This is a genomic window from Massilia norwichensis (genome assembly GCF_024753245.1).
Taxonomy (GTDB): Bacteria; Pseudomonadota; Gammaproteobacteria; order Burkholderiales; family Burkholderiaceae_D; genus Telluria; species Telluria norwichensis.
Window position 1 is genome coordinate 109,200 of record NZ_JANUGX010000013.1, and the last position, 25,561, is coordinate 134,760.

Annotated in this window: 21 protein-coding genes; 12 read left to right on the forward strand and 9 right to left on the reverse strand. The window is 65.8% G+C overall.

What is annotated here, in order from left to right; translation table 11 throughout:
• Positions 1–80 precede the first annotated feature (80 nt).
• The 3 genes from NX782_RS12780 to NX782_RS12790 all read left to right on the forward strand — a co-directional run bounded on the left by NX782_RS12780 (position 81) and on the right by NX782_RS12790 (position 4,227).
• A complete protein-coding gene (locus NX782_RS12780) occupies positions 81–2,936 on the forward strand; it encodes a TonB-dependent receptor plug domain-containing protein (RefSeq protein WP_258845849.1) in 2,856 nt (951 codons plus the stop codon).
• 110 nt (positions 2,937–3,046) lie between these two features.
• Entirely contained in the window at positions 3,047–3,640 is a 594-nt protein-coding gene (locus NX782_RS12785) for an NUDIX hydrolase (RefSeq protein ID WP_258845850.1), read from the forward strand.
• Between the two features lie 35 nt (positions 3,641–3,675).
• Positions 3,676–4,227, forward strand: coding sequence for a DUF3617 domain-containing protein (locus NX782_RS12790; protein ID WP_258845851.1), 552 nt, complete (start codon positions 3,676–3,678; stop codon positions 4,225–4,227).
• A gap of 9 nt (positions 4,228–4,236) precedes the next feature.
• Here the strand turns inward: NX782_RS12790 and NX782_RS12795 are convergent, their stop codons facing one another.
• Positions 4,237–5,073, reverse strand: coding sequence for a branched-chain amino acid aminotransferase (locus NX782_RS12795; RefSeq protein WP_258845852.1), 837 nt, complete (start codon positions 5,071–5,073; stop codon positions 4,237–4,239).
• 132 nt (positions 5,074–5,205) lie between these two features.
• Between NX782_RS12795 and NX782_RS12800 the strand changes: the two genes are divergently transcribed.
• The gene (locus NX782_RS12800; protein WP_258845853.1) at positions 5,206–7,317 is read left to right on the forward strand and encodes a site-specific recombinase; all 2,112 of its coding nucleotides are present in this window, start codon (positions 5,206–5,208) and stop codon (positions 7,315–7,317) included.
• Complete coding sequence (cls, locus tag NX782_RS12805) at positions 7,314–8,696, forward strand: cardiolipin synthase (RefSeq protein ID WP_258845854.1); 1,383 nt, start codon at positions 7,314–7,316, stop codon at positions 8,694–8,696. The genes NX782_RS12800 and cls overlap by 4 nt, the downstream gene beginning before the upstream one ends.
• Before the next feature lie 150 nt (positions 8,697–8,846).
• Here the strand turns inward: cls and NX782_RS12810 are convergent, their stop codons facing one another.
• From NX782_RS12810 to NX782_RS12820, 3 genes are read right to left on the reverse strand one after another with little or no spacing between them, the layout of a single operon-like run.
• The gene (locus NX782_RS12810) at positions 8,847–9,686 is read right to left on the reverse strand and encodes a metallophosphoesterase family protein (RefSeq protein ID WP_258845855.1); all 840 of its coding nucleotides are present in this window, start codon (positions 9,684–9,686) and stop codon (positions 8,847–8,849) included.
• Entirely contained in the window at positions 9,661–10,641 is a 981-nt protein-coding gene (locus NX782_RS12815; protein ID WP_258845856.1) for a diacylglycerol/lipid kinase family protein, read from the reverse strand. Before NX782_RS12815 ends, NX782_RS12810 begins: the two co-directional genes overlap by 26 nt.
• Entirely contained in the window at positions 10,638–11,309 is a 672-nt protein-coding gene (locus NX782_RS12820; protein WP_258845857.1) for a phosphatase PAP2 family protein, read from the reverse strand. The genes NX782_RS12815 and NX782_RS12820 overlap by 4 nt, the downstream gene beginning before the upstream one ends.
• Positions 11,310–11,527: 218 nt before the next feature.
• On the opposite strand from NX782_RS12820, the gene NX782_RS12825 reads away from it, so the two are divergent.
• The 4 genes from NX782_RS12825 (at position 11,528) to NX782_RS12840 (ending at position 15,085) form a co-directional block, all read left to right on the forward strand.
• Positions 11,528–11,740, forward strand: coding sequence for a hypothetical protein (locus tag NX782_RS12825; RefSeq protein WP_258845858.1), 213 nt, complete (start codon positions 11,528–11,530; stop codon positions 11,738–11,740).
• A 100-nt stretch (positions 11,741–11,840) separates the two neighbouring features.
• Positions 11,841–12,851 carry a sulfate ABC transporter substrate-binding protein gene (locus NX782_RS12830; RefSeq protein WP_258845859.1) on the forward strand — a complete coding sequence of 337 codons (1,011 nt, stop codon included), beginning with the start codon at positions 11,841–11,843 and terminating at the stop codon, positions 12,849–12,851.
• 102 nt (positions 12,852–12,953) lie between these two features.
• Positions 12,954–14,018, forward strand: a complete 1,065-nt coding sequence (locus tag NX782_RS12835) for an SDR family oxidoreductase (protein WP_258845860.1) — start codon at positions 12,954–12,956, stop codon at positions 14,016–14,018.
• A 26-nt stretch (positions 14,019–14,044) separates the two neighbouring features.
• Complete coding sequence (locus NX782_RS12840; RefSeq protein ID WP_258845861.1) at positions 14,045–15,085, forward strand: SDR family oxidoreductase; 1,041 nt, start codon at positions 14,045–14,047, stop codon at positions 15,083–15,085.
• A gap of 140 nt (positions 15,086–15,225) precedes the next feature.
• Here the strand turns inward: NX782_RS12840 and NX782_RS12845 are convergent, their stop codons facing one another.
• A complete protein-coding gene (locus NX782_RS12845) occupies positions 15,226–15,663 on the reverse strand; it encodes a hypothetical protein (RefSeq protein WP_258845862.1) in 438 nt (145 codons plus the stop codon).
• Between the two features lie 50 nt (positions 15,664–15,713).
• Positions 15,714–16,733, reverse strand: a complete 1,020-nt coding sequence (locus tag NX782_RS12850; RefSeq protein ID WP_258845863.1) for a porin — start codon at positions 16,731–16,733, stop codon at positions 15,714–15,716.
• 176 nt (positions 16,734–16,909) lie between these two features.
• Here NX782_RS12850 and NX782_RS12855 point away from each other — a divergent pair, with 176 nt between their 5' ends.
• On the forward strand, positions 16,910–18,250 hold the full coding sequence (locus tag NX782_RS12855; RefSeq protein WP_258845864.1) for an alpha-amylase family glycosyl hydrolase: 1,341 nt from the start codon (positions 16,910–16,912) through the stop codon (positions 18,248–18,250).
• 11 nt (positions 18,251–18,261) lie between these two features.
• Here the strand turns inward: NX782_RS12855 and NX782_RS12860 are convergent, their stop codons facing one another.
• A complete protein-coding gene (locus NX782_RS12860; RefSeq protein WP_258845865.1) occupies positions 18,262–18,948 on the reverse strand; it encodes a CBS domain-containing protein in 687 nt (228 codons plus the stop codon).
• Positions 18,949–19,133: 185 nt separating this feature from the next.
• Here NX782_RS12860 and NX782_RS12865 point away from each other — a divergent pair, with 185 nt between their 5' ends.
• Positions 19,134–21,272, forward strand: a complete 2,139-nt coding sequence (locus NX782_RS12865; RefSeq protein ID WP_258845866.1) for a TonB-dependent receptor plug domain-containing protein — start codon at positions 19,134–19,136, stop codon at positions 21,270–21,272.
• A gap of 3 nt (positions 21,273–21,275) precedes the next feature.
• Here NX782_RS12865 and NX782_RS12870 read toward each other — a convergent pair whose 3' ends face one another.
• Positions 21,276–22,952, reverse strand: a complete 1,677-nt coding sequence (locus NX782_RS12870) for an AMP-binding protein (RefSeq protein WP_258845867.1) — start codon at positions 22,950–22,952, stop codon at positions 21,276–21,278.
• 30 nt (positions 22,953–22,982) lie between these two features.
• Positions 22,983–23,714 carry a transcriptional regulator gene (locus NX782_RS12875; protein WP_258845868.1) on the reverse strand — a complete coding sequence of 244 codons (732 nt, stop codon included), beginning with the start codon at positions 23,712–23,714 and terminating at the stop codon, positions 22,983–22,985.
• A 69-nt stretch (positions 23,715–23,783) separates the two neighbouring features.
• On the opposite strand from NX782_RS12875, the gene NX782_RS12880 reads away from it, so the two are divergent.
• The gene (locus NX782_RS12880) at positions 23,784–25,307 is read left to right on the forward strand and encodes an amidase (RefSeq protein WP_258845869.1); all 1,524 of its coding nucleotides are present in this window, start codon (positions 23,784–23,786) and stop codon (positions 25,305–25,307) included.
• Positions 25,308–25,561: the final 254 nt, after the last annotated feature.

Below are 25,561 nucleotides of genomic sequence, written 5' to 3' on the forward strand. Positions count from 1 at the left end.
GATCCTCCTCTTGGCTGGTGCGACCCGCCGAGGTTGGAAAAGTGAAGCCCCGGCTTCGAAACAAAAGTATTGGAGAGATTTTGACTAAGCAACTCGCAGTAAAGCACAGCGTCCTCGCTGTGGCCCTCACCCTGGCAGTACCGGGCTTCGTGTACGCGCAGGCAGAGCAGGCGCAAGTACAGAAGGTCTACGTGACCGGTTCGAACATCAAGCGCGCCGACAAGGAAGACTCGTCGCCGATCACCGTGATGACCGCCAAGGAAATCACCGCCACCGGCGCCAACACCGTCGCCGAACTGCTGCACAACATCCCGGCCTTCGGCACGGGCACCGCCAACGACATCCGCGACGACAACGGCTTCTCGAAAGGCGCTTCGACCGCTTCGCTGCGTAACCTGGGCACCTCGTCGACCCTGGTCCTGCTGAACGGCCGCCGTATCGCCGCCTCGGCTTACGCCGACCCGAACCAGGGCAAGTCGACCATCTATGACCTGAACAGCATCCCGGTGTCGGCCATCGCCCGCGTCGAAGTGTTCAAGGATGGCGCCTCGGCCGTGTACGGCTCGGACGCGATCGCCGGCGTCATCAACTTCATCACCAAGGACGACTACCAGGGCGGCGAAATCACCGCCTCGACCTCGGCCAACGATGACGGCGAGTTCAACCGCAACAACATCAACGGCTCGTTCGGCTTCGGCGACCTGGAAACCAACCGTTTCAACGCCCTGCTGAGCTTCGACGTCTCGCAGCGCGGCCGTACCGGCATCAAGGATGTGAAGGACATCGAGCAGGACCAGTACTCGGCGATCAACTACCGCCTGAACGACTACAGCAGCTACGTGTCGGGCAACCCGTTCATCTTCCGCCAGTCGGCCCCGGGCGCAGGCTTCTCGACCACCGCCGCCGCCGGCCGCTACATCAGCAACACCACCGCCGGCTGCAACGGCAAGGTCATCACCGGTGGTCCGGAGCACGGCATCGGCATCACCAACAGCTCGATGCTGACCGGCCGTTCGTTCTGCTCGTTCGACACCAACGAATACCAGGAAGCGCAGTCGAAAGGTACCGACGTCAACCTGCTGTCGCGCATCACCGTCAAGCTGGGCGAGAACGTGACCTCGTTCACCGAAGTCGGCTTCTCGCGCGTCGAGCGTGAGTACACCGGCGCGCCGCGCACCATCGCGTCGACCACCCCGACCACCGTGTTCCGCGTCAACGGCCTGCCGACCAGCTACCAGCTGCTGCTGCCGTCGGGTCACCCGGACAATCCGTACGCCGGCTACAGCGCCGCGGCGGCCTTCCGCTTCGTCGGCACCGACGCCAGCTCGGAAACCGTCAACAAGACCTACCGTTTCCTGACCGGCCTGAAAGGCACCACCGGCGCCTTCGACTGGGAAACCGGCTTCCTGTACAACCGCGCCGAGCGTGACGACCTGATGCACGGCATGCTGTACTTCCCGGTCGTCAACCGCATCGTCACCGAAGGCCGCACCATCGCCGCCACCATCGCCGATCCGAACGCGGTGCGCGACGTCGACAACACCGGCTTCTCGCAAGTCATGCAGCTGGATGCCAAGGCATCGACCACCGTCGGCAAACTGCCGGGCGGCGACGTCGGCGTCGCCTTCGGTGCCGAAATCCGCCAGGAAAAGCTGGGCCTGACCTCGGATCCGGAACTGGCATCGGGCAACATCATCGGCCTGTCGAACTCGGTGCTGGGTGGCCAGCGCACGGTCAAGTCGGGCTTCGTCGAACTGCGTACGCCGTTCACCAAGTCCTTCGAAATGGACTTCGCCGGCCGCTACGACAAGTACCCGACCGCCAAGAGCTTCGTGCCGAAAGTCGGCGCCAAGTGGGAAGCGAACGACAAGCTGACCTTCCGCGGCTCGTTCGCCAAGGGCTTCCGCGCACCGGCACTGTCGCAAGTGTCGCCGGGTGGCGTGCAGTCGTTCAACAACGGCTTTGCCGACCCGATCCGCTGCCCGGACGGCCGCACCCCGGTCAACGGCGCCGATCCGCTGGATTGCTCGCGCGGCATCTCGTCGGTGTCCGCTCCGAACCCGAACCTGAAGAACGAAACCTCGCGCAGCTACTCGTTCGGCGCGATCATCAACCCGACCAAGAACGTCGACATCCTGATCGACTACTTCCGTATCCGCAAGGAAAACGAGACCGCGCTGCTGTCGTCGACCTTCGTGGCCCAGCACCCGGAGCTGTACCCGGGCCTGGCCGTGCGTGACAACAACAACCTGGTCGATGCAAACGGCCAGGTGATCCCGAACTCGGGCCAGCTGCTGGCGATCAACCGTACCTTCGTGAACCAGGGCAGCACCGACACCTCGGGTATCGACGTCGAAGGCGCGCACCGCATGAACCTGGGCGAGATGGGCCGTATCACGACCCGTGTCAACTACACCTACACGCTGCGTTACAAGCGTGTGGAGCGTCCGGGCGAAATCTCGCACGACCTGACCGGCACCAACGGTGGTCTGTCCGACTGGGCAACCTCGGTCGGCGACATCCCGCGTCACCGCCTGAACGTCGCTTCGACCTGGACCCGTGGCGACCACGCCGCGACCCTGTCGGCCGACTTCGTGTCGAACATCTCGCTGCTGCGCCGCTACGACAACGACGTGACCTACCCGCAGCCGTACTGCTACTACGGCAAGGGCCAGCCGTCGACCGCCTACTCGCTGGGCGGCCTGCCGAACTACGGCTACTCGAACCCGGACTGCAACGTCGACGAATGGCTGACCTTCGGCGCCGCTTACTCGTACACCGGCTTCAAGAACTGGACCCTGTCGGCGAACATCCGCAACCTGTTCGACACCAAGGCCCCGTACGATCCGCGTGAAGCCGTCACCGGCTTCAACAGCCAGCTGCACAACGGTATGGGCCGCTACTTCCGCCTGTCCGCTTCGTACAAGTTCAAGTAATCATCTGATTGCCTGATCGCCTGGTGCGAACCAAAGCCGCCCCGCGCAAGCCGGGCGGCTTTTTTCATGCCCGCAGTGTATGCTCGGCGGACATTTGACCAGGAGACGCCATGGCAGAACAACGCATCCGCATCGTCGGCGAGAACATCCTCGCGGACGACTACTACCCCCTCAAGAAAATCAGCTACGAACAGCGGCGCCAGGACGGTAGCTGGCAGGCGCAGCAGCGCGAGGTCTACGACAGCGCGTCCGGCGCCGCCGTGATGCTGTACAACCGCGAACGCCGCACCGTCATCCTGACGCGCCAGTTCCGCATCGGCGCGCGGCTGAATGGCAGCGACGGCTTCCTGCTGGAAGCGACCGCCGGGGTGCTGGACGATGCGCCGCCCGCCGAGCGCGCGAAGCTGGAAGCCTGCGAGGAAACCGGCTACCAGATCGAGCGCCTGGACCCGGTGATGACGCTGTTCGTCAGCCCCGGCTCGATCACCGAGCGCATCCACCTGTTCGTGGCCGAATACGACCCCGCGAAACGCTGCGGCCCGGGCGGCGGCAAGCCCGAGGAAGGCGAGGACATCGAGGTGCTCGAGATGGACTTCGACGACGCGCTGGCGCTGATCGACACCGGCGGCATCGATGACGCCAAGACCGTGCTGCTCCTGCTGCATCTGGAACGCCGGGTGCTGGGCCGCCACGAAGCGTCCTGAAGACCTTTCCCACCTCAGTTACAGGAGAACAATCCATGAAGATGCGTTTCGCATTCCTTGCCGCTGCCTGCGCCCTCGCCTGCGCGGCCCTGCCGGCCGCTGCCCAGACCATGAAGCCGGGCCTCTGGGAAGTGAACAACAAGGTGAGCTCCCAGGACGCTCAGACGCAGTCGGCCATGGCCATGGTGCAAAAGCACATGGCCAACATGTCGCCGGAACAGCGCCAGGCGATGCAGCAGATGATGGAACGCAACGGCGTGCAGATGAACATCGGCCCCGGCGGCGCGCTGACGACGCGCATCTGCATGACCAAGGAAATGGTCCAGCGGAAGGAATTTCCGGTGGCGGAAGGCGACTGCAAACAGAAGGTGACGCAGCAGTCGGCCAACAGGATGAAGGTCGCGTTCAGCTGCACCAGGCCGCCGGCCAGCGGCGAAGGCGAGCTGACGATGGACAGCGACACCAGCTACCGCGCGCAAATGCACATCAAGGGCATGCAAGGCGGCCAGCAACAGGCGGTGGACATGGACGTGACCGGCAAATGGCTGAGCGCCGACTGCGGCAGCCTCCGTCCGGTCAACAAATAAACCGCAAGCTCAGGTGGTTTCGGTGTAGGCCATGTAGAGGTCGCGGGCCTGCCTGGCCACCGGGCCGGCCGGCAGTTCGCGCGCTTCGTAGCGGGTGCAGGGTGTGACTTTGCCGTAGTTGCCGGTGCTGAAGATTTCGCGGGCGCTGTCCAGCTCGGCCGGCAGCACGGTGCGTTCCTCGACGGTCACGCCGGCCTCCTTCAGCAGCGCGATCACGCGGGCGCGGGTGATGCCGGCCAGGAAGGTGCCGTTCAGCGCCGGCGTCACCACCGCGCCGTCCGCGGTGACCAGGAACAGGTTCGAAGAGGCGAACTCGGCCACGTTGCCGGCCAGGTCCAGCAGCACCGCGTTGTCGAAGCCGCGCGACTTCGCTTCGCGCAGGGCGCGGGCGGTGTTGGCGTACAGGGCCGAGGCCTTGGCATCCGTCGGCGCCATGGTCGGCTGCGGACGGTGCAGTTCGGACAGGCAGGCCGAGAAGCCGGTAAACGGCGGCAGCGGCGCGTCGAACAGGGTCAGGGCGAAGCCGGCCTTTTCCGGCACCGGGATCAGGAAGCCTTCGGAGGCGAACACCAGCGGACGAATGTAGAGCTCGGCTTCCGGCGGGAACTTGGCCACGCCTTCGCGCACCAGCGCTTCCATCTGGTCCACCGACAGCGCGCAGGTCAGGCCCAGCTTGTCTGCCGAATCGATCACGCGCTGCAGGTGCGGCCGCAGGTCCGGCAGGTGGCCGCGCAGGGCGCGGGCGCCGTCGAACACCGACGAGCCCAGCCACACGCTGTGGTCCATCGCGCCGAACAGCGGCGTATTCCCTTCGGCCCATTCGCCGTTGTAATAAGTCAGGTACATCGTTTTTTCCTAGTCGTCGTGCAAAATCATCTCCCGCAAGTGTAACCCGGCAGCCGCAGCGGTGCAGGCGCCGGGCCGCTCAGTTCGGTGGCGAACACTCCTCTGTGGCGTTCCCTAGGTACACTAGCGTTTATGCTCGACATTCTTGAACGTCTCGATCCGGACAGCGACCGCATCGACCTGCTGGTCGACCTGGTCGACAAGCTGCGCCCACGCCGCGCGCACGACCTCGCCTACGCGCGTGCCCAGGTACGCACCCTCACCCAACTCTTGAAAGGCGATCCCGTCCACGCCTGGGCCCTGCGCCGCTACATCACCACCCTGCTAGAAACACGCCGCCACACCAGCCTGTATTCCGACGTCGGCATCCTGTCGAACGATGGCTTTTTTACCGAACTGAAGAAGCGCATCGCCTACCGCATCCTGCCGCCGGCGCTGGACGAGATCTACCTGTCCGACACCCTCGACCGCCTGCTGTGCCGCGAAGACGACTACGTCTGGATCCGCGGCGTGCCGAACGCCGACTGGCTGGCGCTGTTCGACACCGTCTCGAACGCGCCGCCGCCGCACAGCGGGGAGACGAAGCCCACGCCCGACCGCGCGCGCCATGTCACCCTGCTGGGCCTGCTTGATGCGATCCGCACCCTCTCCTGCCGCGTCTGCGCGCTGGGCCTGGAGCCCAAGCTGATCCACGCGCACATGGAAATCGAGGAAGTCGACTCGCCCTTCCTGATGCAGAATATCGAGGCCAACAACTACCTCGACCAGTACAACCGCCTGCTGAGCGGCGAAGCCGAGCGCATGGACGACGCCCGCCACCTGCTGGTCATGCTCGACCAGTGCGAAGAGGTGGTGCTGAAGGTCAGGCGGCGCGCACTGGCGGCCGGCACCAGCGTCTCGCTGACCTACCTGCTGCTGGCGATCACCCAGAGCGTCGACCGGCTGAGGAAGCTCCTGTTCCTGGTCGATACCAGCGGCGCCCTGCCCGGTGCGCCGACGCTCGACCTGAAAGCGCTGGCGGACGAGGCCACCGCCACCGCCGAAGCGCCGACCGCGCTGCGCCGCGCCGCCGCGCTCGACCTGGCCCAGGAGCTGGCCGAAGCCCACAACACCAAGTACCAGGTGCGCGGCCTGGTGCGCGACAACGTCGACCTGCTGGCCCGCAACGTGACCGAAAACGCCAGCCGCACCGGCGAGCATTACATCGCCGAGCACCGCGGCGCGCTGCGCGAGATGTTCAATGCCGCGGCCGGCGCCGGCTTCATCATCAGCGCGATGGCGATCATCAAGATCCTGCTGTCCTACCTGCAGCGCGCGCCGCTGATCGAGGCCGGCCTGTACAGCCTGAACTACGCGCTCGGCTTCATGCTGGTCCACGTGCTGCATTTCACCATCGCCACCAAGCAGCCGGCGATGACGGCCGCGCGCATCGCCGCCGCCCTGCACGAGAGCGACCAGAAAGGCGGCCGATACCGGCAAGCCGACGCCGACAGCATGGCGGCCCTGGTCAACAACGTGTTCCGCACCCAGCTGGTGGCGGTGCTGGGCAACCTGGCGACCGTGATCCCGATTTCCTTCCTGCTGGCGCTGGGTTACTGGTACCTGACCGGCCACCACCTGGTGAACGTGTTCAAGGCGCGTCACCTGATCGAAGACAGCCACCCCTGGCATTCGCTGGCCCTGCTGCATGCGGCCATCGCCGGGGTCTGGCTGTTCGTCTCCGGCCTGGTGTCGGGCTACTACGACAACAAGGCGCTGTACACCCGGATGGCGCGGCGCGTCGAGCAACTGCACCTGCTGCGGCGCCTGCTCGGCAAGGAGCGCCTGGCACGCTTCGGCCGCTACGTCGAGGACAACCTGGGCGGCCTGATGGGCAATGCCGTATTCGGCGTCCTGATGGGCGTGACGGGCACGGTCGGCTTCCTGCTCGGCCTGCCGCTCGACATCCGCCACGTGACCTTCTCCTCGGCCTACCTGGCGATCGGCTTCGTCGGCCTCGACTACAACCTGGGCTGGGAACAGGCCGGCATGGCCGTGCTGGGCATCGCCCTGATCGGCACGGTCAATCTGCTGGTCAGCTTCGGCCTGGCGCTGTGGGTGGCGCTGCGCGCCCGCAAGATCCGTTTCTACCACGGCTTCAAGTTGCTGCGCGCGCTGGGCCGGCGCCTGCGCGCGGCGCCGATTGATTTCTTCATCGGCCCCAGGGCCGATTTTCTGAGCGAACCCAAACGAGGTATCGAATGAGCCCGAAGCGCCTGCAAGCCTGGTTGTCCGTCCTCTGCCTGGGCCTGGCCCTGATCTCCTGCAAGTCCCTGCCCGCGATCGAGACCAGCACCCCGGACAAGGCCACGCCCACGGTCGCCACCGCCAGGGGCGCGCTGGCGCCGAAGCAGGTGTCGGCGCTGGTATCGAAGCGCTGGGCGAATGCAACCAGCGACCTGAAGAACCTGGCCTTGCTCGAGGAAGAAGCGACCGGCGTGCCGCTCATCGCCGGCAACCGCGTGACCCTGCTGTTCGACGGCCCCGCCACCATGCGCGAGATGATGGCCGCGGCGCGCGCCGCCACCAGTTCGATCAACCTGGAAACCTATATCTTCGACCAGGACCAGATCGGCAACGAATTCGCCGACGTGCTGATCGAGAAGCAGCGCCAGGGCGTGGCCGTCAACATCATGGTCGACGCGGTCGGCGCGCTTGCCACCCCGGCCGCCTTTTTCGAGCGCATGCGCGCGGCCGGCATCCGGGTCCTGATCTTCAACCCGGTCAACCCGGCCAAGGCCAAGGGCAACTGGGACCTGAACAACCGCAACCACCGCAAGCTGATGGTGGTCGACGGCCGCGTTGCCTTCACCGGCGGCATCAACATCAGCTCGACCTATGCCAACAGCTCGCTGTTCCGCTCCAAATCCAAGCGGGCGAACCCGGACGGCTCGAAGGTCGGCTGGCGCGACACCCACGTCAAGATCGAGGGTCCGGCGGTGGCGCCGCTGCAGTACTCCTTCGTCAACCTGTGGGTGCAGCAGGAAGGCGGCGAGCTGCCGAAGGCCGAGTACTTCCCTGCCCTCGCGCCGGTCGGCGACAAGCTGATCCGCGTCCTGGCCGCCAATCCGGAAGGCGACTCCAGCATCTACAAGGCGCTGGTGGTGGCGATCACGGAAGCGAAGAAGAGCATCCACATCACTTCCGCCTACTTCGTGCCCGACCAGCAGATCGTCGACGCCCTGAGCGAGGCCGCGAAGCGCGGCGTGGACGTGAAACTGGTGCTGCCGGGCGTGTCCGACCACAGCCTGATCCGCTATGCCGGCCAGGGCTTCTACGACCAGCTGCTGCAGGCCGGGGTCAAGATCTTCGAGCTGCAGATCGCGGTGCTGCACGCGAAGACGGCCGTGATCGACGGCGCCTGGTCGACCATCGGCTCGGCCAACATCGACCGCCGCAGCTTCCTGCACAACTACGAGCTGAACGTGGTGGTGCTGGACCCGGCCTTCGGCCAGGCCATGGAGAGTGCCTTCAATGAGGACTTGCGCGATTCGAAGCAGGTCACGCTGGAGCAGTGGAAGCACCGGCCGTGGATGGACCGGATTCGGGAATGGGCGGCAAGGTTGGGCGAGTACTGGATCTGAGCCGTCGTTCCCGCGCTATTGAACGTCGTTCCCGCGAAGGCGGGAATCCATACTGAGTCACCGAAGTCCGTACCTCGGATATGATGAGGTGTTTCCAAGCTGCCGAATTCTGTACTTCAGCATGGGTTCCCGCTTTCGCGGGAACGACGATCAAATCCCCGCCGCCATCATCCCCTCATTCACCTCGGCCCAGATATTCCCACTACGCAGGAACTTCTCCGTCGCCAGCAGCTGGAACTGCTTGTGCACGGCGTCCCAGCCGTAGCGGTCGACTTCGATCTTCTGCGGCTCGGTGCGGATCACATTGAAGGAGTTCACTTCGCCGCGCCCGCGGGTCGAGGTCGCGGTGCCGGCCTGCACCACCAGCGCGGCGTACTCGCTGATCTTGTAGCGCGCCTGCGTATTGCCGGCATGGCTCTTGTGCAGGTGGCCGGCCATCAGGAGGTCGACGCCGCTTTCCGCAAAGGCTTCCATCGCCATCTGCGCGCGGTCGACCAGGTCGTCTTCTTCGGTGCAGCCTTCCGGCAGCTCGAAGGGATGGTGGGTCACGACCACCCGCACGACGTCCTTCGGCAGCCCGGCCAGGGTCTCGCGGATCTTCGCGATCTGTTCCTTGTTCAGGCGGCCGTCCTTGACGGTCAGCGAGCGCGCCGTGTTCACGCCCAGCACCGCGATCTCGTCGTCGATGTAGACCGGATCGAGGTCGTCGGTGATGTAGCGCTTGTAGCGTTCGAGCGGCAGCACGAAGCGGCGGAACACGTTGTACAGCGAGATGTCGTGGTTGCCGGGGACGATGATCTGCGGGCCCGGCAGGGTGTCGAGCCAGGTCTTGGCCTCCTCGAATTGTTCGCTTTTGGCGCGCTGCGTCAGGTCGCCCGAGACCACCACCACGGTCGGTGCGATCTTGTGGACGAGCTCGCGCAGTGGATCCAGCAGTTCGGGGTCGACGCGGCCGAAATGCAGGTCAGAGAGATGTACGAGTGTGCGCATGGGGTTCCAACTCCTTTCCCGGTGTTTTTGTTGTGTGTGTCGTGTCGATTGTCGCTCCTGGGACCAGCACCGTCAGTGCGCCAGGCCGCACCCGGTAGCGCAGCGGCGTGTCCATCTGCGTGACTTCGCCATCGGTGGCGACGTGCAGGCGCTTGTGGTGGGTGTCGATCTCGAAGCCGTTCGATTCCAGCACGTCGAAATCGCGCTCGCTGCCGAGCTTGCCCAGCAAGGCGTCGACCGCGAAGCGCAGCAAGCCCAGGCGGGTCGGATGCTGGGCCACGTACAGGCTCAGCAAACCGTCGTCGAGGCGGTCGCGCTCGCCGATGGCCAGGCCCTGCATCGTGTAGCGGTTGTTGCCGATGAAGACGAAGGGCGTGCGCCGTGCCAGGGTTTCGCCATCGACCGTCAGGCGCATCGACAGGAAGGGATAGCGGCGCAGCGCCGCCAGCGTGGCCCACACGGCCGCCGGCCACTTGCCGCGGCCCAGGCGGCGCTGCTGCTTCTCGCGGTCGCGCACGATGTCCGGGTACAGGCCCAGGCTGGAATTGTTCAGGAAGATGCGGCCGTTGACTTCGCCGACGTCGACCCGGCGCGGCGTGCCGGTGGCCAGGTTCTTCACCGCATCAATGAGGTCGAGCGGGATGCCGAGGTCCTTCGCGAAGTGGTTCAGCGTCCCGAGCGGCAGCACGCCGAACGGCACGCCGCTGTCCACCATCACGGAGGCGACGGCGTTGATGGTGCCGTCGCCGCCGCCGGCCGCCACCATCTGCGCGCCCTGCGCCAGCGCGCGGCGCGCGGTGGCGATCATCTGTTCGCCATCCTTCGCCAGCACCAGCTCGGCATCCAGCCCGGCGTCCTTCAGCTTGGTACGCAGGTCGTCGGCGGCCTGGTCGTCGTGGCCGTGACCGGCGCCGCCGTTGACGATCACGGTGAGCGGTTTGCCAGGCGCGTTCATGCCGCTACCTCCTTGCCGCGCACCCGGTTGAGACGGCGCCGGTGCAGCGTCGACACCGCCGTAATGCAGACCGCCAGCCAGGCCGCGCCTTCCGCGCTGGCCGCCAGCACGTCGGACAGGTAGTGCACGCCCAGGTACATGCGCGACAGCGCCACCAGCATCACCATCAGCACGCAGCCTGCGACCACGGCCAGCCGCGCCGGCCAGGTCTGCACGCGGCGCACCAGGTAGCAGGCCAGCAGGCCGTAGAACACGGTCGCGGCCGCCGTATGGCCGCTCGGGAAGCTGTAGGTGGACAGGGTCAGCAAGGGGTCCTCCAGGGACGGACGGGCGCGCCGGAAGATGTGCTTGAGGGCGACGTTCAGCAGCATCCCGCCCGGCACCGCCACCAGGGTCACGACCAGCCAGTAGTGCGCCTTACGGTACCAGAACCAGAGCGCCAGCAGCACGCCCATGATGCTGGCGCCGACGATGCCGTTCCAGTGCGTGATGAGGAGCATGGCGTCGGTGAAGCCGCTGCCGTGGCTGGCCCGTTGGCGGAACCAGTGGGCCAGCTGGACATCGATGAGGGTGATGGTGTCGCCCTCGACCACGTCCTCGGCGATCTCGCTGAAGGCCAGCGCGGCGCACAGGATCAGGGCGATGCCGATGGTGAAATGGAGGCCCATCTCCCCCTCGGGAGAGAAGCGTGCGGCCATGAATTGGCGAACTGAGCGGTGGACGGTTTTCAGCATAAGGCTCCAATTGGGGCGATATGCTGAAAATACAACAGTTGCGAAATAGAACTGGGATTTTGTACAGTAACTGTGGATTTATACAGTGGTTGTGCTATTCTGTCCTCACTGCAACACAATCTTGAAGAACACAACTCGAAGAAGGGATCATCATGACGACTCTGAACAGCTCTTTCGGCCTCGAATACGCTCCGACCCCGTTCCTGGTTCGCCTCGGCCGCCGCGAAATTCTTGTTACCCGTGACTTCCGCAAGCGCTTCTACGCAGTGAACCCGGTCATCGAATTCGATACCGGCGTCGTCCCCGGCCACCTGGAGGTGCTGCTGTTCCGCCGCTGGCTGCTGATCCTGTCGAAGGCCAAATAAGCGACGCACTGAAAAGCGCATAAGGTTCATCGTTTAAATTCGTTTTCTTTCGCTGAGCAGGGACCTACTCTATGGTTTCCTCACTGCTCGAAAGAAAACGATGTTTCATAAAAAAATCGCCACCGCGCTGGCCCTTGCAGTTACTCTGGGCCAGTCCGCCGCCTACGCCGCGGACATCACCCTGCTGAACGTCTCGTACGACCCGACGCGCGAGCTGTACCAGGATTTCAACCAGGCGTTCTCGCGCCAGTGGAAAGCCAAGACCGGCGACAACGTCACCATCAAGCAATCGCACGGCGGCTCCGGCAAGCAGGCGCGCTCGGTCATCGACGGCCTGTCCGCCGACGTGGTCACGCTGGCCCTGGCCTATGACGTCGATGCTATCAGCGAACGCGGCCTTATCGCGCACAACTGGCAGCAGCGCCTGGCCCACCGCAGCACCCCTTACGCCTCGACCATCGTGTTCCTGGTCCGCAAGGGCAACCCGAAACAGATCCGCGACTGGGGCGACCTGGTCAAACCAGGCATCTCCGTGATCACGCCGAACCCGAAGACCTCGGGCGGCGCGCGCTGGAACCACCTGGCCGCCTACGGCTATGCGCTGCGCCTGCCGGGCGGCAGCGATGCCAGCGCCCGCGACTATCTCGCCAAACTGTACAAGAACGTGCCGGTGCTGGATTCCGGCGCACGCGGCGCCACCACCACCTTTACCGAACGCGGCATCGGCGACGTGCTGCTGGCCTGGGAAAACGAAGCCCTGCTGGCCGTGAGGGAACTCGGCCCGGACAAGTTCGAAATCGTGGCGCCGTCAAGCAGCATCCTGGCCGAGCCGCCGGTGGCGGTGGTCGACAAGGTCGTCGACAAGCGCGGCACCCGTGCCGTCGCCGAGGCCTACCTGCAATACCTGTACAGCGCCGAAGGCCAGAAGATCGCCGCCAAGCACTACTACCGTCCGGTGGTCGAGCCCTACGCCAAGCAGTACGCGGCACAGTTCCCGAAAGTGAAGCTGTTCACCATCGACGAAGTCGCCGGCGACTGGACCAAGGCGCAGAAAACCCACTTCGCGGACGGCGGCATATTCGATCAAATCTATCAGCCGGGCAAGAAGTAAAACTGCAAAGTTTCCTGAGCCTCACTTATGCCCTGCCTTGCGCAGGGCATTTTTTTTCTCTTGTAGGATTGTCGGGTTCACCATCTCACCAAGGGGAAGAATATGTCAGTGCAATTACGCAAGATCGACGAACAGGTGATGGTCATCACCGGCGCCACCAGCGGTATCGGCCTGACCACGGCGCGCATGGCCGCCGAGCAAGGTGCCAAGCTGGTGCTGGCAGCACGCAACGCCGAAGCCCTGGACCAGCTGGCGAGCGAGCTGCGCCGCAAAGGCACCCAGGTCGCCACCGTCACCGCCGACGTCGGCAAGCAGGAAGATGTCGCACGCATCGGCAGCACGGCGATGGAGCGCTTCGGCCGCATCGACACCTGGGTCAACAATGCGGGTATCTCCATCTTCGGCCGCAACGAGGATGTGCCGTTGGAAGACATGCAGCGCCTGTTCCAGACCAATTACTGGGGCGTGGTGCACGGCTCGCTGGAAGCGGTCAAGCACATGAAGACGCGCGGCGGCGGCGCCATCATCAACCTGGGCAGCGAACTGTCCGAGCGCGCGGTGCCGCTGCAGGGCCTGTACTCGGCCTCCAAGCACGCGGTGAAAGCCTTCACCGACGCCCTGCGCATGGAGCTGGAAAAGGAAGGCGCGCCGATGGCCGTCACCCTGATCAAGCCGGCCGCGATCGATACCATGTTCGCGGTGCACGCGAAGAATTACATGGAAAAGGAACCGGCGCTGCCGCCGCCGATCTACGCGCCGGAAGTGGTCGCGAAATCCATCCTGTACGCGGCCCAGAACCAGAAGCGCGACGTGTTCGTCGGCGGCGCTTCCAAGGCGATCTCGGCCAACGCCTTCGCCATGCCGCGCGTGCTCGACAAGGTGATGAACGCGGCGATGTTCAAGCAGCAGCAATCCGACCAGCCGAGCTCGCCGAACCGGCGCGACGCGCTGTACGAACCCGATCCGCGCAACGAGCTGCGCCAGCGCCAGGGCATGGACGACAAGCACCACGTGGCCGAGTCCAGCGCCTATACCGCCGTCTCGCTGCGCGCGAACAAATTCATGCCCGCGCTGATCGGCGCCGGCGCCCTGTTCGCCGCCTGGAAACTGACCCGTCGCAGCAGCCTGCGCAGCGGTTTGCGCAGCGGTTTGCGTAGCGCCTTCTGAACGCACCGGACACGAAAGGAACGATCATGGCAGTCAAACTCAAGAAACTGAACGAGCAAGTGATGGTCCTCACCGGCGCCACCAGCGGCATCGGCCTGGTGACGGCACGCCAGGCCGCCGAAGCCGGCGTCAAGCTGGTGCTGACCGCGCGCGACGCCGATGCGCTGGACACCCTGGCGCACGAGATGCGCCAGCGCGGCGTCGATGCGATCACGGTGGCGGCCGACGTCGGCAACCCGGCCGACGTCGAGCGCGTGGGCCAGGCGGCGATCGAGCGCTTCGGCCGCATCGACACCTGGGTCAACAATGCCGGCATCGGCGTCTACGGCAGCCTGGAACAGACGGCCATCGAAGACATGCAGCGCGTCATGCAGACCAATTTCTGGGGCGTGGTGCACGGCAGCCTGACCGCGGTCAAGCTGATGAAGCCGCGCGGCGGCGGCGCCATCATCAACGTCGGCAGCGAAGCCTCGGACCGCTCGGTGCCGCTGATGGGCACGTATGCGGCCTCCAAGCACGCGGTGCGAGCCTTCACGGAATCGCTGCGCATGGAGCTGGAAAAGGACGATGCGCCGATCTCGCTCACCCTGGTCAAGCCGGCCGCGATCGACACCCCGTTCACGGCCCACGCGAAAAACTACATGGAACACGAGCCCGACCTGCCGCCGCCGATCTACGCGCCGGAACTGGTGGCCAAGACCATCCTGCACGCGGCCGCGACGCCGGAGCGCGACCTGTTCGTGGGCGGGCGCGCCAAGCTGATGTCGGTGCTGGGCAATGTGCTGCCGCGCCCGCTGGACGGCCTGATGCGGGCGATGGTGTTCCGCCAGGAGCAGCAGCCGGACCAGCCGAACAACCCGGACCGCCGCGACGCCCTGTACGCGCCCGATCCGGCGCGCGAGCTGCGCCAGCGGAACAATCTGCCGCACAAGACCACCGAGCACAGTGTGTACCAGGCTTATCAGTTGCGGTCGACGCCGGTGAAGGCGGTGATTGTGGGTGGGGCTTTGTTGGCGGCTTGGGGGATTATGCGGCGGCCGGCGGCGCGGAACGTTTGGCATGCCTGAGTTGAACGTTTGTGCGTGGGCACGGGGTGCCCACCCTACGGTAGGGCGGGCGCGGCCGGCGTAGGCACCCTGTGCCCGCGCCGACGTAAAAAAACCGGGCGAACGCCCGGTTTTTTGCCAATAGTAAAAACTTCTGGCGCTTACTTGCCCGGCGCCGGCCCCTTCGGCGGCTCGCTGCCGAGGAAATCGACATCCTCGTCGCTCAGCGGCAGGTCCGGAATCGATTCGATGTGGTCGGTGTCGATGTCGGCGCCGTCCTTGATGTTCAGGTCGCGGCCGGCCGCGGCGCGTTCGCCGGTGCCGCCGAAGTCGCTGTCGCTTTCCAGGTTGGGGTCGCCCATGTCGGCGCCGGCGCTGTCGTGGGCGTAGCCTTCCTCGTTGTCCGAGGTCGTGCCTTTGTCCAGGTCCAGTACCTGGTCTTCGTCCAGGTTGGCCGCGAAGCCCGGGCCGCCGATGACGTCGCTGCCGCTGTCGGTCACGTCGCTCGGGCCAAGGGCATCGACGCCGTGGCCTTTGCCAAGGCTACGGTCCGGTGCGCCGGGAAAGTTATCCGGGTCTAGTGTGCTCGAGCCAGTCATATATCCTCCGATTCAAATGCAAAAAGTCATGGGTTCAGGCTACCCCAATTTCAAAACGCATGGCGCATGCCGACGTTCACGGCGGAACTGCCGTTCAGGCGCGAGGCCTCGCCGATCAGCACGCCATTGCCATTGGTCGTGACCGTGTGCGACAGCGCCGCGTAGAAGTCGGTCTTGCGCGACACCACGTAGCTGGCACCGACCGCGAACTGCCTGGCGTCGCGGTTGGCGAGGTCGCGGTCGTTCTTGTGGATGAAGGACGCCAGGAAGGTGGTGGTGCGCGTCATCGGCAGCGCCACGCCGACGATGGTGTCGCGGCTGTCGGTCGAGGACGTGCTGGCCACGCCGGCGCCGTAGGGATTGTCCGGGTTGTACAGAGGCGAGCTGCCCCAGCCGCGGTTGGCGGCATAGGCCGCGTAGGCCGTGCCCCAGCGCGTGTGCAGGTTGGCGGCCACCAGCGAGTTCTTGGCGTCCATGCTGGCGCCGGTCAGGTCGTACAGGCGGATCTGGGCCACGTGGCGGTTCTGGTGCGCGGCGCGCAGCGAGAAGGCGCCCATGTCGACACCCACCGTCATGCCCCAGGCGCGGTCGCCCATCGAGTCGCCGCCGAGGCTGTCGACGGTCCAGGAAGCACCGGTCGACAGGCCGTCGACGCGGCTGCTGTAGTAGCGCACGTTGTCCCTGGCGAGCAGGCCGTTCTGCCCGATCAGCTTGCCGGGCCGTCCGGCGGTGCCGGCGTGGAAAGGGTCGCCGACGTCGGCCAGCGACAGGTATTCCAGGTTGTACTGGCGGCCCAGGGTGAAGCCTTCGATGCCGCCCAGCGGCGAGCGCGCTTCCAGCTCGCCATAGCCGCGGCGGCGCGGGCTGGCCCAGTCCGTGCCGCGGGTATGGGTCGGCACGCCGGTGAACACGGCGATGTCGTGCGGGCCGGCGTTCGCGGACGCGGCGCCGGCGGACGCTCCGGGCGCAGCAGCCGGCGCCGCGCGCTCTCCGGCAGCGGACGCGTCCTGCGCGCACGCGATCCGCGCAGCTCCACAGAATACGATGGCGATGATGGTGGGCGTCTTCATGATGAGTTCCTCTGTACGCCTACAGTAGCCTCTCCCCGCCGGGCTACTCTGTCCAATATCGCACAAAATCGCGGTCAACTTGGCTCGACTTTTTGTCGGCGTATTCCCACGCGAGCGGGCCAAACCGGTTTAGAATCGGCGCAGCAATGTAACTAAACTACAGGACTTGAACGACAATGAGACAGTTTGCCCGTACCCTTGCTACAAGCGCCCTCGCCCTGAGCGGCCTGTTCGCCTACGTGCCGGCGCAAGCCGCCGATACCGCACCGGCGGCACCGCCGATCGCCCACGTGGCCTGGTCGAAGAATGCCAACATCTACGAAGTCAATATCCGCCAGTACACGAAAGAAGGCACGTTCAAGGCCTTTGCCGCCCACCTGCCGCGCCTTAAGAAAATGGGCGTCGACATCCTGTGGCTGATGCCGATCCAGCCGATCGGCGAGAAGAACCGCAAGGGCACGCTGGGCAGCTATTACGCGGTGCGCGACTACACGGCGGTCAATCCCGAGTTCGGCAACCTGGCGGACTTCAAGGCGCTGGTCAAGCAGGCGCACGGCCTGGGCATGAAAGTGATCATCGACTGGGTCGCCAACCACACGGCCTTCGACAACCGCTGGACCGTCGAGCACAAGGACTGGTATCTGCTCGACGAGAAAGGCGAAATCTTCCCGGTCACCTATACCGAGGGTGCCGAGCCGGAATACTGGACCGACGTCACCGGTCTCGACTACCGCAACAAGGACTTGTGGAAGGGCATGACGGACGCGATGCTGTATTGGGTGCGCGAGACCGACATCGACGGCTTCCGCTGCGACGTCGCCGGCAAGGTGCCGACGCCGTTCTGGAACCAGGCGCGCGATGCGCTGGACCGCGTCAAGCCGGTCTTCATGCTGGCCGAGGCCGACAAGCCCGAGCTGCAGGAGCACGCCTTCGACATGAGCTACGGCTGGGACACCAAGGACCTGTTCAAGGACATCGCCAAGGGCAAGAAGGATGCGCGCGCGCTGAAGGACTTCCTGGCCCACCCGCCCAAGACCTTCCCGGCGGGCGCCTACCGCATGCGCTTCACCTCGAACCACGACGAGAATTCCTGGTCCGGCAGCGACGTCGAACTCTACGGCCCGGCCTTCAAGGCGATGGCGGTGCTGGCCGCCACCCTGCCCGGCATGCCGCTCATCTACGGCGGCCAGGAAGCGGGCCTGGACAAGCGCATCGAGTTCTTCGAGAAAGATCCGATAGCCTGGAAGAACTACCCCTACGTGCCCTTCTACACCAGCGTGCTCAAGCTGAAGCACGACAACCCGGCGCTGTGGAACGGCCAGTACGGCGGCGGCATCGAGGTGCTGGAGACCGGCAACGACAAGGTCTTCGCCTTCCTGCGCCGGCGCGAGGGCAATACCGTCAAGGTCAGCGTCAACCTGTCGAACGCGGCGCAGAAGTATGCGCTGCCGGGCGCCAGGCAGCAGACCCTGGCGGCCTGGGATTACCGCATCGAGGCGCCGGCGCAGGGACGTTGAACCGGACTGGCCTAGACCGCGTTCGACGGCTTCGACGGCGGCTTGCGGCCGTCGACGTCTTCCTGCAGGCTGGCATTGTCGGCGGGGTCGTAGGAGCCGGGGTTGTGCATCGGCTCGCCCGGGTTGGTGACGCGCGGCTGGCCCGAGACACCCACCTCTTCGAGCCGCCCGCCTGGGCTGCGCTCGTCGAGTCCGGTGAGCGCTTCGGGCACGCCGTTCTTCATGCCGGTTGCGGCGCCGCCTGAAGGCTGCGAGGTAGGCTGCGAGGTGGGCTGTGATACCTGCGCCATCACCTGCTCGACGCGGTCGCTCGCGGCCCCGTCGGCCCTGGTCGCCAGGTCGCCCAGCGCGACGATGCCGAGCAGGCGGTGCTGCTCGTCGTGCGAGACCACCGGCACGCGGCGGATCTGGCTGTCGCCCATCTGCGCCATGACCTCGTCCAGCGGCTGATCTTCGAAGCACCAGCGGACGTCGGCGCTCATCACTTCATCGACGTGGGCGGTTTGCGGCGCCTTGCCGGCGGCCATGCCGCGAACGGCGATGTCGCGGTCGGTCACCATTCCCACCAGGCGCTCGCCTTCGCACACGGGCAAGGCGCCCACGTCCAGCTCACCCATCAGTTGCGCGGCGCGCTGCAGGCTTTCGCCCGGCGCCACCCAGCGCGCATTGCGTGTCATGACTTGCGAAACGGTTTGCATGCTGCTCTCCTTTCGAACCACGAGGTTCGTGGCCTAAAAGCTTACTCCGCCCCTTTCATGGCGGGCGCGCGCCAGCAAGCCGGAAAAATCGCGCCATCCCAGCCGGGCGGCGATTCGTCCCACGACGCTTGTCCATACGGCCGGCCGCAGGCCATAGTTTTGTTATCAAGAAAGATAACAAGCTTATGACCACGATCCGCACCGCCTTCCGCCCCGCCCTGCTGCTCGCCTTCCACGCCGCCGCTTCCGCGCAAACGCAGACCCCGCAACCCATGCAGCAGGTGAACGTCAGCGCCAGTGCCCTGCAGCAGCGCGCGCAATCGACCACCGCCGCCATCGTCGTCACGCGCGAAGAGATCCTGCGCCAGGGCGATACCAGCCTCACCGATGTGCTCAAGCGCCAGCCCGGCATCAGCATCGACGGCGTGCCCGGCAAGGCGGCGATCCGCATGCGCGGCCTGGGCGCCGGCTATGTCGCGATCCTGCTGAACGGCCTGCCGGCGCCGGGCGGCTTTTCGCTGGAGACCATTGAACCCGAACTGGTCGAGCGCATCGAGATTCTGCGCGCACCCACCGCCGAGACGGGCGGCCAGGCAGTGGCCGGCGCCATCAACATCGTGCTGCGCAAGGCCGGCAAGACGGACCAGCCGCAGACCGAGATCAAAGCCGGCACCGGCCACGCCGCCGGCCGCCTGGCGCCCAGCCTGAGCGCCACCCACGCCGGCCGCAGCGGTGCGCTCGGCTGGTCGCTGACGGCCAGCTTCACGCGCCGCGCCGACACCTACAGCGGCGCGACGACCGAGGAAAGCCGCGCCCTGCCCCTGCTGCGCCGCACGGCCTGGATCGACCGCCAGACCGAGGACCGCCTCGAACTGACGCCGCGCCTGGACTGGCAGCCCACAACAAGCGACACCCTGTCCTCGCAAAGCTGGGTGCGCTGGAAGCGCATCGACAATACCAAGACCGAGATCGAGGACAGCCTGGTCGGCGCTCCCACCAGCTTCCCGCACGGCGCCAGCCGCTACCGCGCCGACTCGCCGCCGCAGGGCTACGCGGACCTGTCCTGGACCCGCAAGCTGGACCAGGGCGGCCGCCTGTCGGCCAAGCTGTCCGGCTATGCGAGGAAGCTGGATGCGGATTTCCTCTACCGCGGCATGGACCTTGCGGACACCCTGCTGGAAACGCACCGGGTGGACTCCGGCCAGCTTGAACGCGGCCTGAACTTCAACGGCAGCTACCGCCGCCCGCTCTTCAAGACGCATGCGCTGGCCCTGGGCTGGGAACTCGGCCGCACGCGGCGCGAAGAATTCCGGCGCGAGCACCAGGCCGATGCGCTGGGGCGCCCGCTGCTGGACAGCGACGAAGCCTACCAGGCCAAGGTCGCGCGCACCGCCCTCTGGATCCAGGACGAATGGGACCTGAGCGAGGCCTGGTCGGCCTATCTGGGCCTGCGCCGCGAAGCGCTGCACACCACCGGCCAGGGCAATGCCCATGCCGCGGTCGACGTCGATTCCGCCGTGTGGAGCCCGATCTTCCAGACCCTGTTCAAGCCGGCTGCACAGGATGAGGCCAAAGGCCGCGACCAGTTCCGCTTCGCCCTCAGCCGCACCTATAAAGCGCCGCAGATCGCCCAGCTCATGCCGCGCCGCTACACGGTCGACAACAACAACAGCGCCACCAACCCCGACCAGCAGGGCAACCCCAACCTGCGGCCGGAGCTGGCGCTCGGCGCCGACCTGGCCTGGGAACACTACATGGGCAAGGACGACATGCTGAGCGTGAGCGCCTTCGCCAAGCGCATCCGCGACATCACGCTCGACCGCGTGTTCCAGCAGAACGGCGTGTGGATCGTCACGCCGGACAATATGGGCGCGGCGACGGTACGTGGGCTGGAGTTCGAAGCGAAGGGGCGGCGCGGCGCGTTCGCGGGACGCCTGAACCTGGCGCGCAACTGGTCGCGCCTGGAAGCGGTGGCGGGGCCGGACAACCGCATTGCCGGCCAGCCCGCGTGGACCGGCAATCTCGGTCTCGATTACGCGGCGCCCGGCCGCCCGGTCGAGATGGGCGGCAGCTGGAACTACCGCGGCGGCTACGCCTCGCGCCAGAGTCCCCTGCTGGCCGACTACGGCGGCGCCAGGCAGCAGCTCGACCTGTACGCGCTGTGGAAGCGCGATGCGAAGTCGAAGCTGCGGCTGTCGGTGACGGACCTGCTGCACCCGGACCACACCGGGCGCAGCGTCTACGCGGGCGAGCCCGACCTGGCCAGCAGCTACCTGAGCCGCGCACGCAGCGTGTGGCGGCTGGTGTGGGAGCAGAGCCTGTAAGACTCAGGCGACCAGGCCGAGATCGTTCGCCACCTGCTCGCGCAGCAGATACTTCTGGATCTTCCCGGTGACCGTCATCGGGAAGCCGGACACGAAGCGGATGTAGCGCGGGATCTTGTAGTGCGCGATCTGGCCCTTGCAGAAGTCGCGGATCTCGTCTTCGTCGCAGGCGGCGCCGGGACGCAGCACGATGCAGGCGCACAGCTCCTCGCCGTACTTCGCATCCGGCACGCCGATGCACTGCACGTCCAGCACCTTCGGATGCCGGTACAGGAACTCCTCGATCTCGCGCGGATAGATGTTCTCGCCGCCGCGGATCACCATGTCCTTGGCGCGGCCGACGATGGCCGCGTAGCCATTCTCGTCGATGACGGCGAGATCGCCGGTATGCATCCAGCCGGCGGCGTCGATGGCCTCGCGCGTCCTCTCCTCGTCGCCCCAGTAGCCGAGCATCACCGAATAGCCGCGCGTGAGCAGCTCGCCCTTGACGCCGCGCGGGACGATGCGGCCATCGGTATCGACGATCTTCACCTCCAGGTGCGGATGCACGCGGCCGATGGTCGAGACGCGCAGCGGCACCGGATCGTCGACCGAACTCTGGAAGCTGACCGGCGAGGTCTCCGTCATGCCGTAGGCGATCGTGATCTCGGACAGGTGCATGCGCTCGATCACGCGGCTCATCACCTCGGCCGGACAGGGGGAACCCGCCATGATGCCGGTGCGTAGCGTCGACAGATCGAAGCTGCCGAAATCCGGGTGGTCGAGCAGTGCGATGAACATCGTCGGCACACCGTGCAGGCCGGTGCAGCGCTCTGCCTGCACCGTCTTCAGTACCGATACGGGTTCGAAGCTCTCGCCCGGGAAGACCATCGCGGCGCCGTGCGTGACGCAGGCGAGGTTCCCCAGCACCATGCCGAAGCAGTGATACAGCGGCACCGGAATGCAGAGGCGGTCGCGGCTCGTCAGCTTCATCGCCTCGCCGATGAAGAAGCCGTTATTCAGAATGTTGTGGTGGGTGAGCGTCGCGCCCTTGGGCGAGCCGGTGGTGCCGGAGGTGAACTGGATGTTGACCGGGTCGTCGAACTGGTTGCTTGCTTCGACGGTTTTTAGATTGGCCAGCTGCGCTTCGGTCGGCTTGAAAAGATCGTCGAAATTCCACATCCCTGGCGTCCGGTCGGTGCCGAGCCGGATCACGTGGCGCAGCTGCGGCAAGGCTTTCGATTGCAGTTGCCCGGACGCGCTGGCCGCCAGTTCCGGCACCACGTCCGCGACCATCGCCAGGTAGTCGCTGGTCTTGAAGCTCGGCGCCAGGATCAGCGCCGCGCACTGCACCTTGGCCAGCACGTATTCGAGTTCCGAGCGGCGGTAGGCGGGATTGATGTTGACCATGACCAGCCCGGCGCGCGCCGTCGCGAACTGGACCAGTACCCACTCCGCGCAGTTCTGCGACCAGATGCCGACCCGGTCGCCGGGACGCAGGCCCAGTGCCAGCAGCCCGGCCGCCAGCCGCGTCACGCGTTCGTCCAGCTCCGCGTAGGTCCAGCGCACCTGCTGGTGCGGCACGACCAGGGCATCGTTGCTGCCGTGCCGCTGGGCGACGCCGGCGAGGAAGCTGCCGATCGTCTCGCCGATCAGGGGAACATCGTGTGCGCCATGCACGTAGCTCGGTGTTGCTTCCATCTCGTCTCCTTTTTTATGACAGAAGAAGGGTCAGCGCCGCAGCGCCGTGAAGGCCGCCGGCTCCCACTCGCGCAGCGCCAGCAGCAGGCCGCTGCCGCGGCGCTTGGGCAGCGGCGAAGCCAGGCTTTCCTCGTGCAGCTCGGCGAAGCGCGCGCGCAACTGGCGCAGCTCGGCCTGCATGCGCGCCAGCGCGCTCTCCGTCAGCATACCGTGGGTGAAGGCCAGCGACTGCTCCGGCTTGTCGAAACCGCTGTCGAGGAAGTCGTTCAGACCCTCGGTGCGGAAATAGCGGCGGATCGGCCCATCGGGCAGCCAGTCGAAATCGCGGGCCACGTTCAGGCGGATCCGGTTGCCGGGCATCAGGGCGATCAGGTGCAGGCGGTCCAGGTGCAGCAGCTTCTGCAGGCACTCGGCCTCGCTCAGCCTGTACACCGCCAGCATGTCCTGCAGGGTCCAGTGGTTCAGCGCGCACACGGCCACCAGCAGCAGGCGCGTGTCCGACACCAGTTCCTTTTCCTGCGCCGGGCTCAGGGTGCGCAGCCGCGTTTCCGTCAGCGCCGCTTCCTGGGCCAGCTCGGCCAGCGTGAAGCCGAGCATGTTGCTGATCTCGACCAGGCGGTCGACGCCCAGCGTATCGGAGGTCAGCAGGCGCTTGACGCTCGCCTCCGACAGCTGCAGGCTTGCTGCGACGTCGCGGTAGGTCTTGCCCTGCAGTTTCAGCTGGCGCTTGATGGTCGTGAGGAGTTGGGAAACTTCGGACATTGCGGTGGATTTTCTTCTATGACAATATGCGATGTCAGATTACATCACAACAATAAGGGAGACACTAGCATGGATTTTGCCGACTACCTCGCCTGCGATGCCACCGCCCTCGCCCAGCACGTGGCGCGCGGCGACGTCTCGGCTCCAGAGCTCCTGGACCTGGCGCTGGCCCAGCATGGCCGCGTGCACGGCAGCGTGAATGCGGTGATCCGGCTGATGGAGCCGCAGGCGCGTTCGCAGATCGCGGCCGGCTTGTCCGCTGGACCTTTTGGCGGCGTGCCCTTCCTGATCAAGGATTGCGTGCAGGATTACGCCGGTGTCCCGACCAGCTACGCCAGCCGCTCGATGGCCGGCATCGTCCCCACGCGCCACGCGCACGTGGTCGAGCGCTACCTGAAATCCGGACTGGTCATCTTCGGCAAGACCAACCTGCCCGAATTCGCGATCCGCGGCGTGACCGATCCCGAGCTGTTCGGCCGTACCAACAACCCCTGGGACCTGACGCGCACGCCGGGCGGCTCCAGCGGCGGCGCGGCGGCGGCCGTCGCCTCCGGCATCGTGCCGATGGCGGCCGGAAACGACGGCGGCGGCTCGCTACGCATTCCGGCAGCCTGCTGCGGCCTGTTCGCCCTGCGGCCCTCGCGCGGGCGGGTGTCGTCCGGACCGGACATCGGCGAGGTCTGGTTCGGCGCATCCACCGAAGGCGTGCTGACGCGCAGCGTGCGCGATGCGGCGATGGCGCTCGACGTGCTGCAGGGTGCGGAGCCGGGCGACCCGTTCGTGATTGCGCCGCCGTCCGAGCCTTATGTGCAGGCGATGCAGCGCTCGCCTGGGCGGCTACGCATCGGGTTTACGGCGGTTTCGCCGATCGGGACCGAAGTGCATCCGGAGGCGGTGCTTGCCGTGCAGCGGGCGGCCAAGCTGCTGGAGAGTCTTGGCCACCACGTCGAGGAAGCGGCGCCGCAGATCGACGGGGCGGCGCTGGCGCAGAGCTATCTGCACATGTACTTCGGGCAGATTCCGGCGACGGTGGCGCGGCTCAAGGCGCTCGGTGGCCGGCCGGGCGATCTGGAGTTGATGAACCGGATCCTGGTGACCTTGGGTTCGAGCGTATCGGCCGGGAAGCTGACCTCGGAGCTGAACCGCTGGAACGCGTTTTCGCGTTCGCTGGCTGCCTTCCACGCGCAGTACGATTTCCTGCTGACGCCGACGCTGGCCTCGCCGCCGATCACGCACGGTACCGGCGACCCTTCGGGCTTCGAGAAATCGCTGTTCGGCTTCCTGCATGGGACGGGCTTGATGGCGGTGCTGGCGCGGCTTGGGTTGCTGGATTCGACCGTGCAGAAGATTGCGATCGACAATTTGCGGTTTGTGCCTTTTACGCAGTTATCGAATCTGACCGGGACGCCTTCGATGAGTGTGCCGCTGCATTGGACTTCTGAGGGCTTGCCGCTGGGCGTGCAGTTTGTGGGGGCGTTTGGCAGTGAGGATCGATTGTTGCAGTTGGCGCGGCAGTTGGAGGAGGTGCAGCCTTGGTTTGGGCGGTTGCCGAAAATAGTCCTCCACCAAATCCACAACCCCAAACAGCTCTGATCTTCAATGAGATATGGCGTGCGGCCAATCTAGAACGTCTATAAAGTGTTTAGTCTCGCCAACCTCTGCACTGAACTATTCTTCTACTTGACTAATAATTGTTCTAAAACCATAAAGTCTGAACCACAGCCATTCTAAGAGACGGTTTGAAAACTCAGAAGCAACTATGATGTCCAAATGGTCCTCTTCGACAGGAGTACGCCATGTGGACAGCAGAGCAACGAACACGGCATAAGGTGCGGATTCCCAAGGAG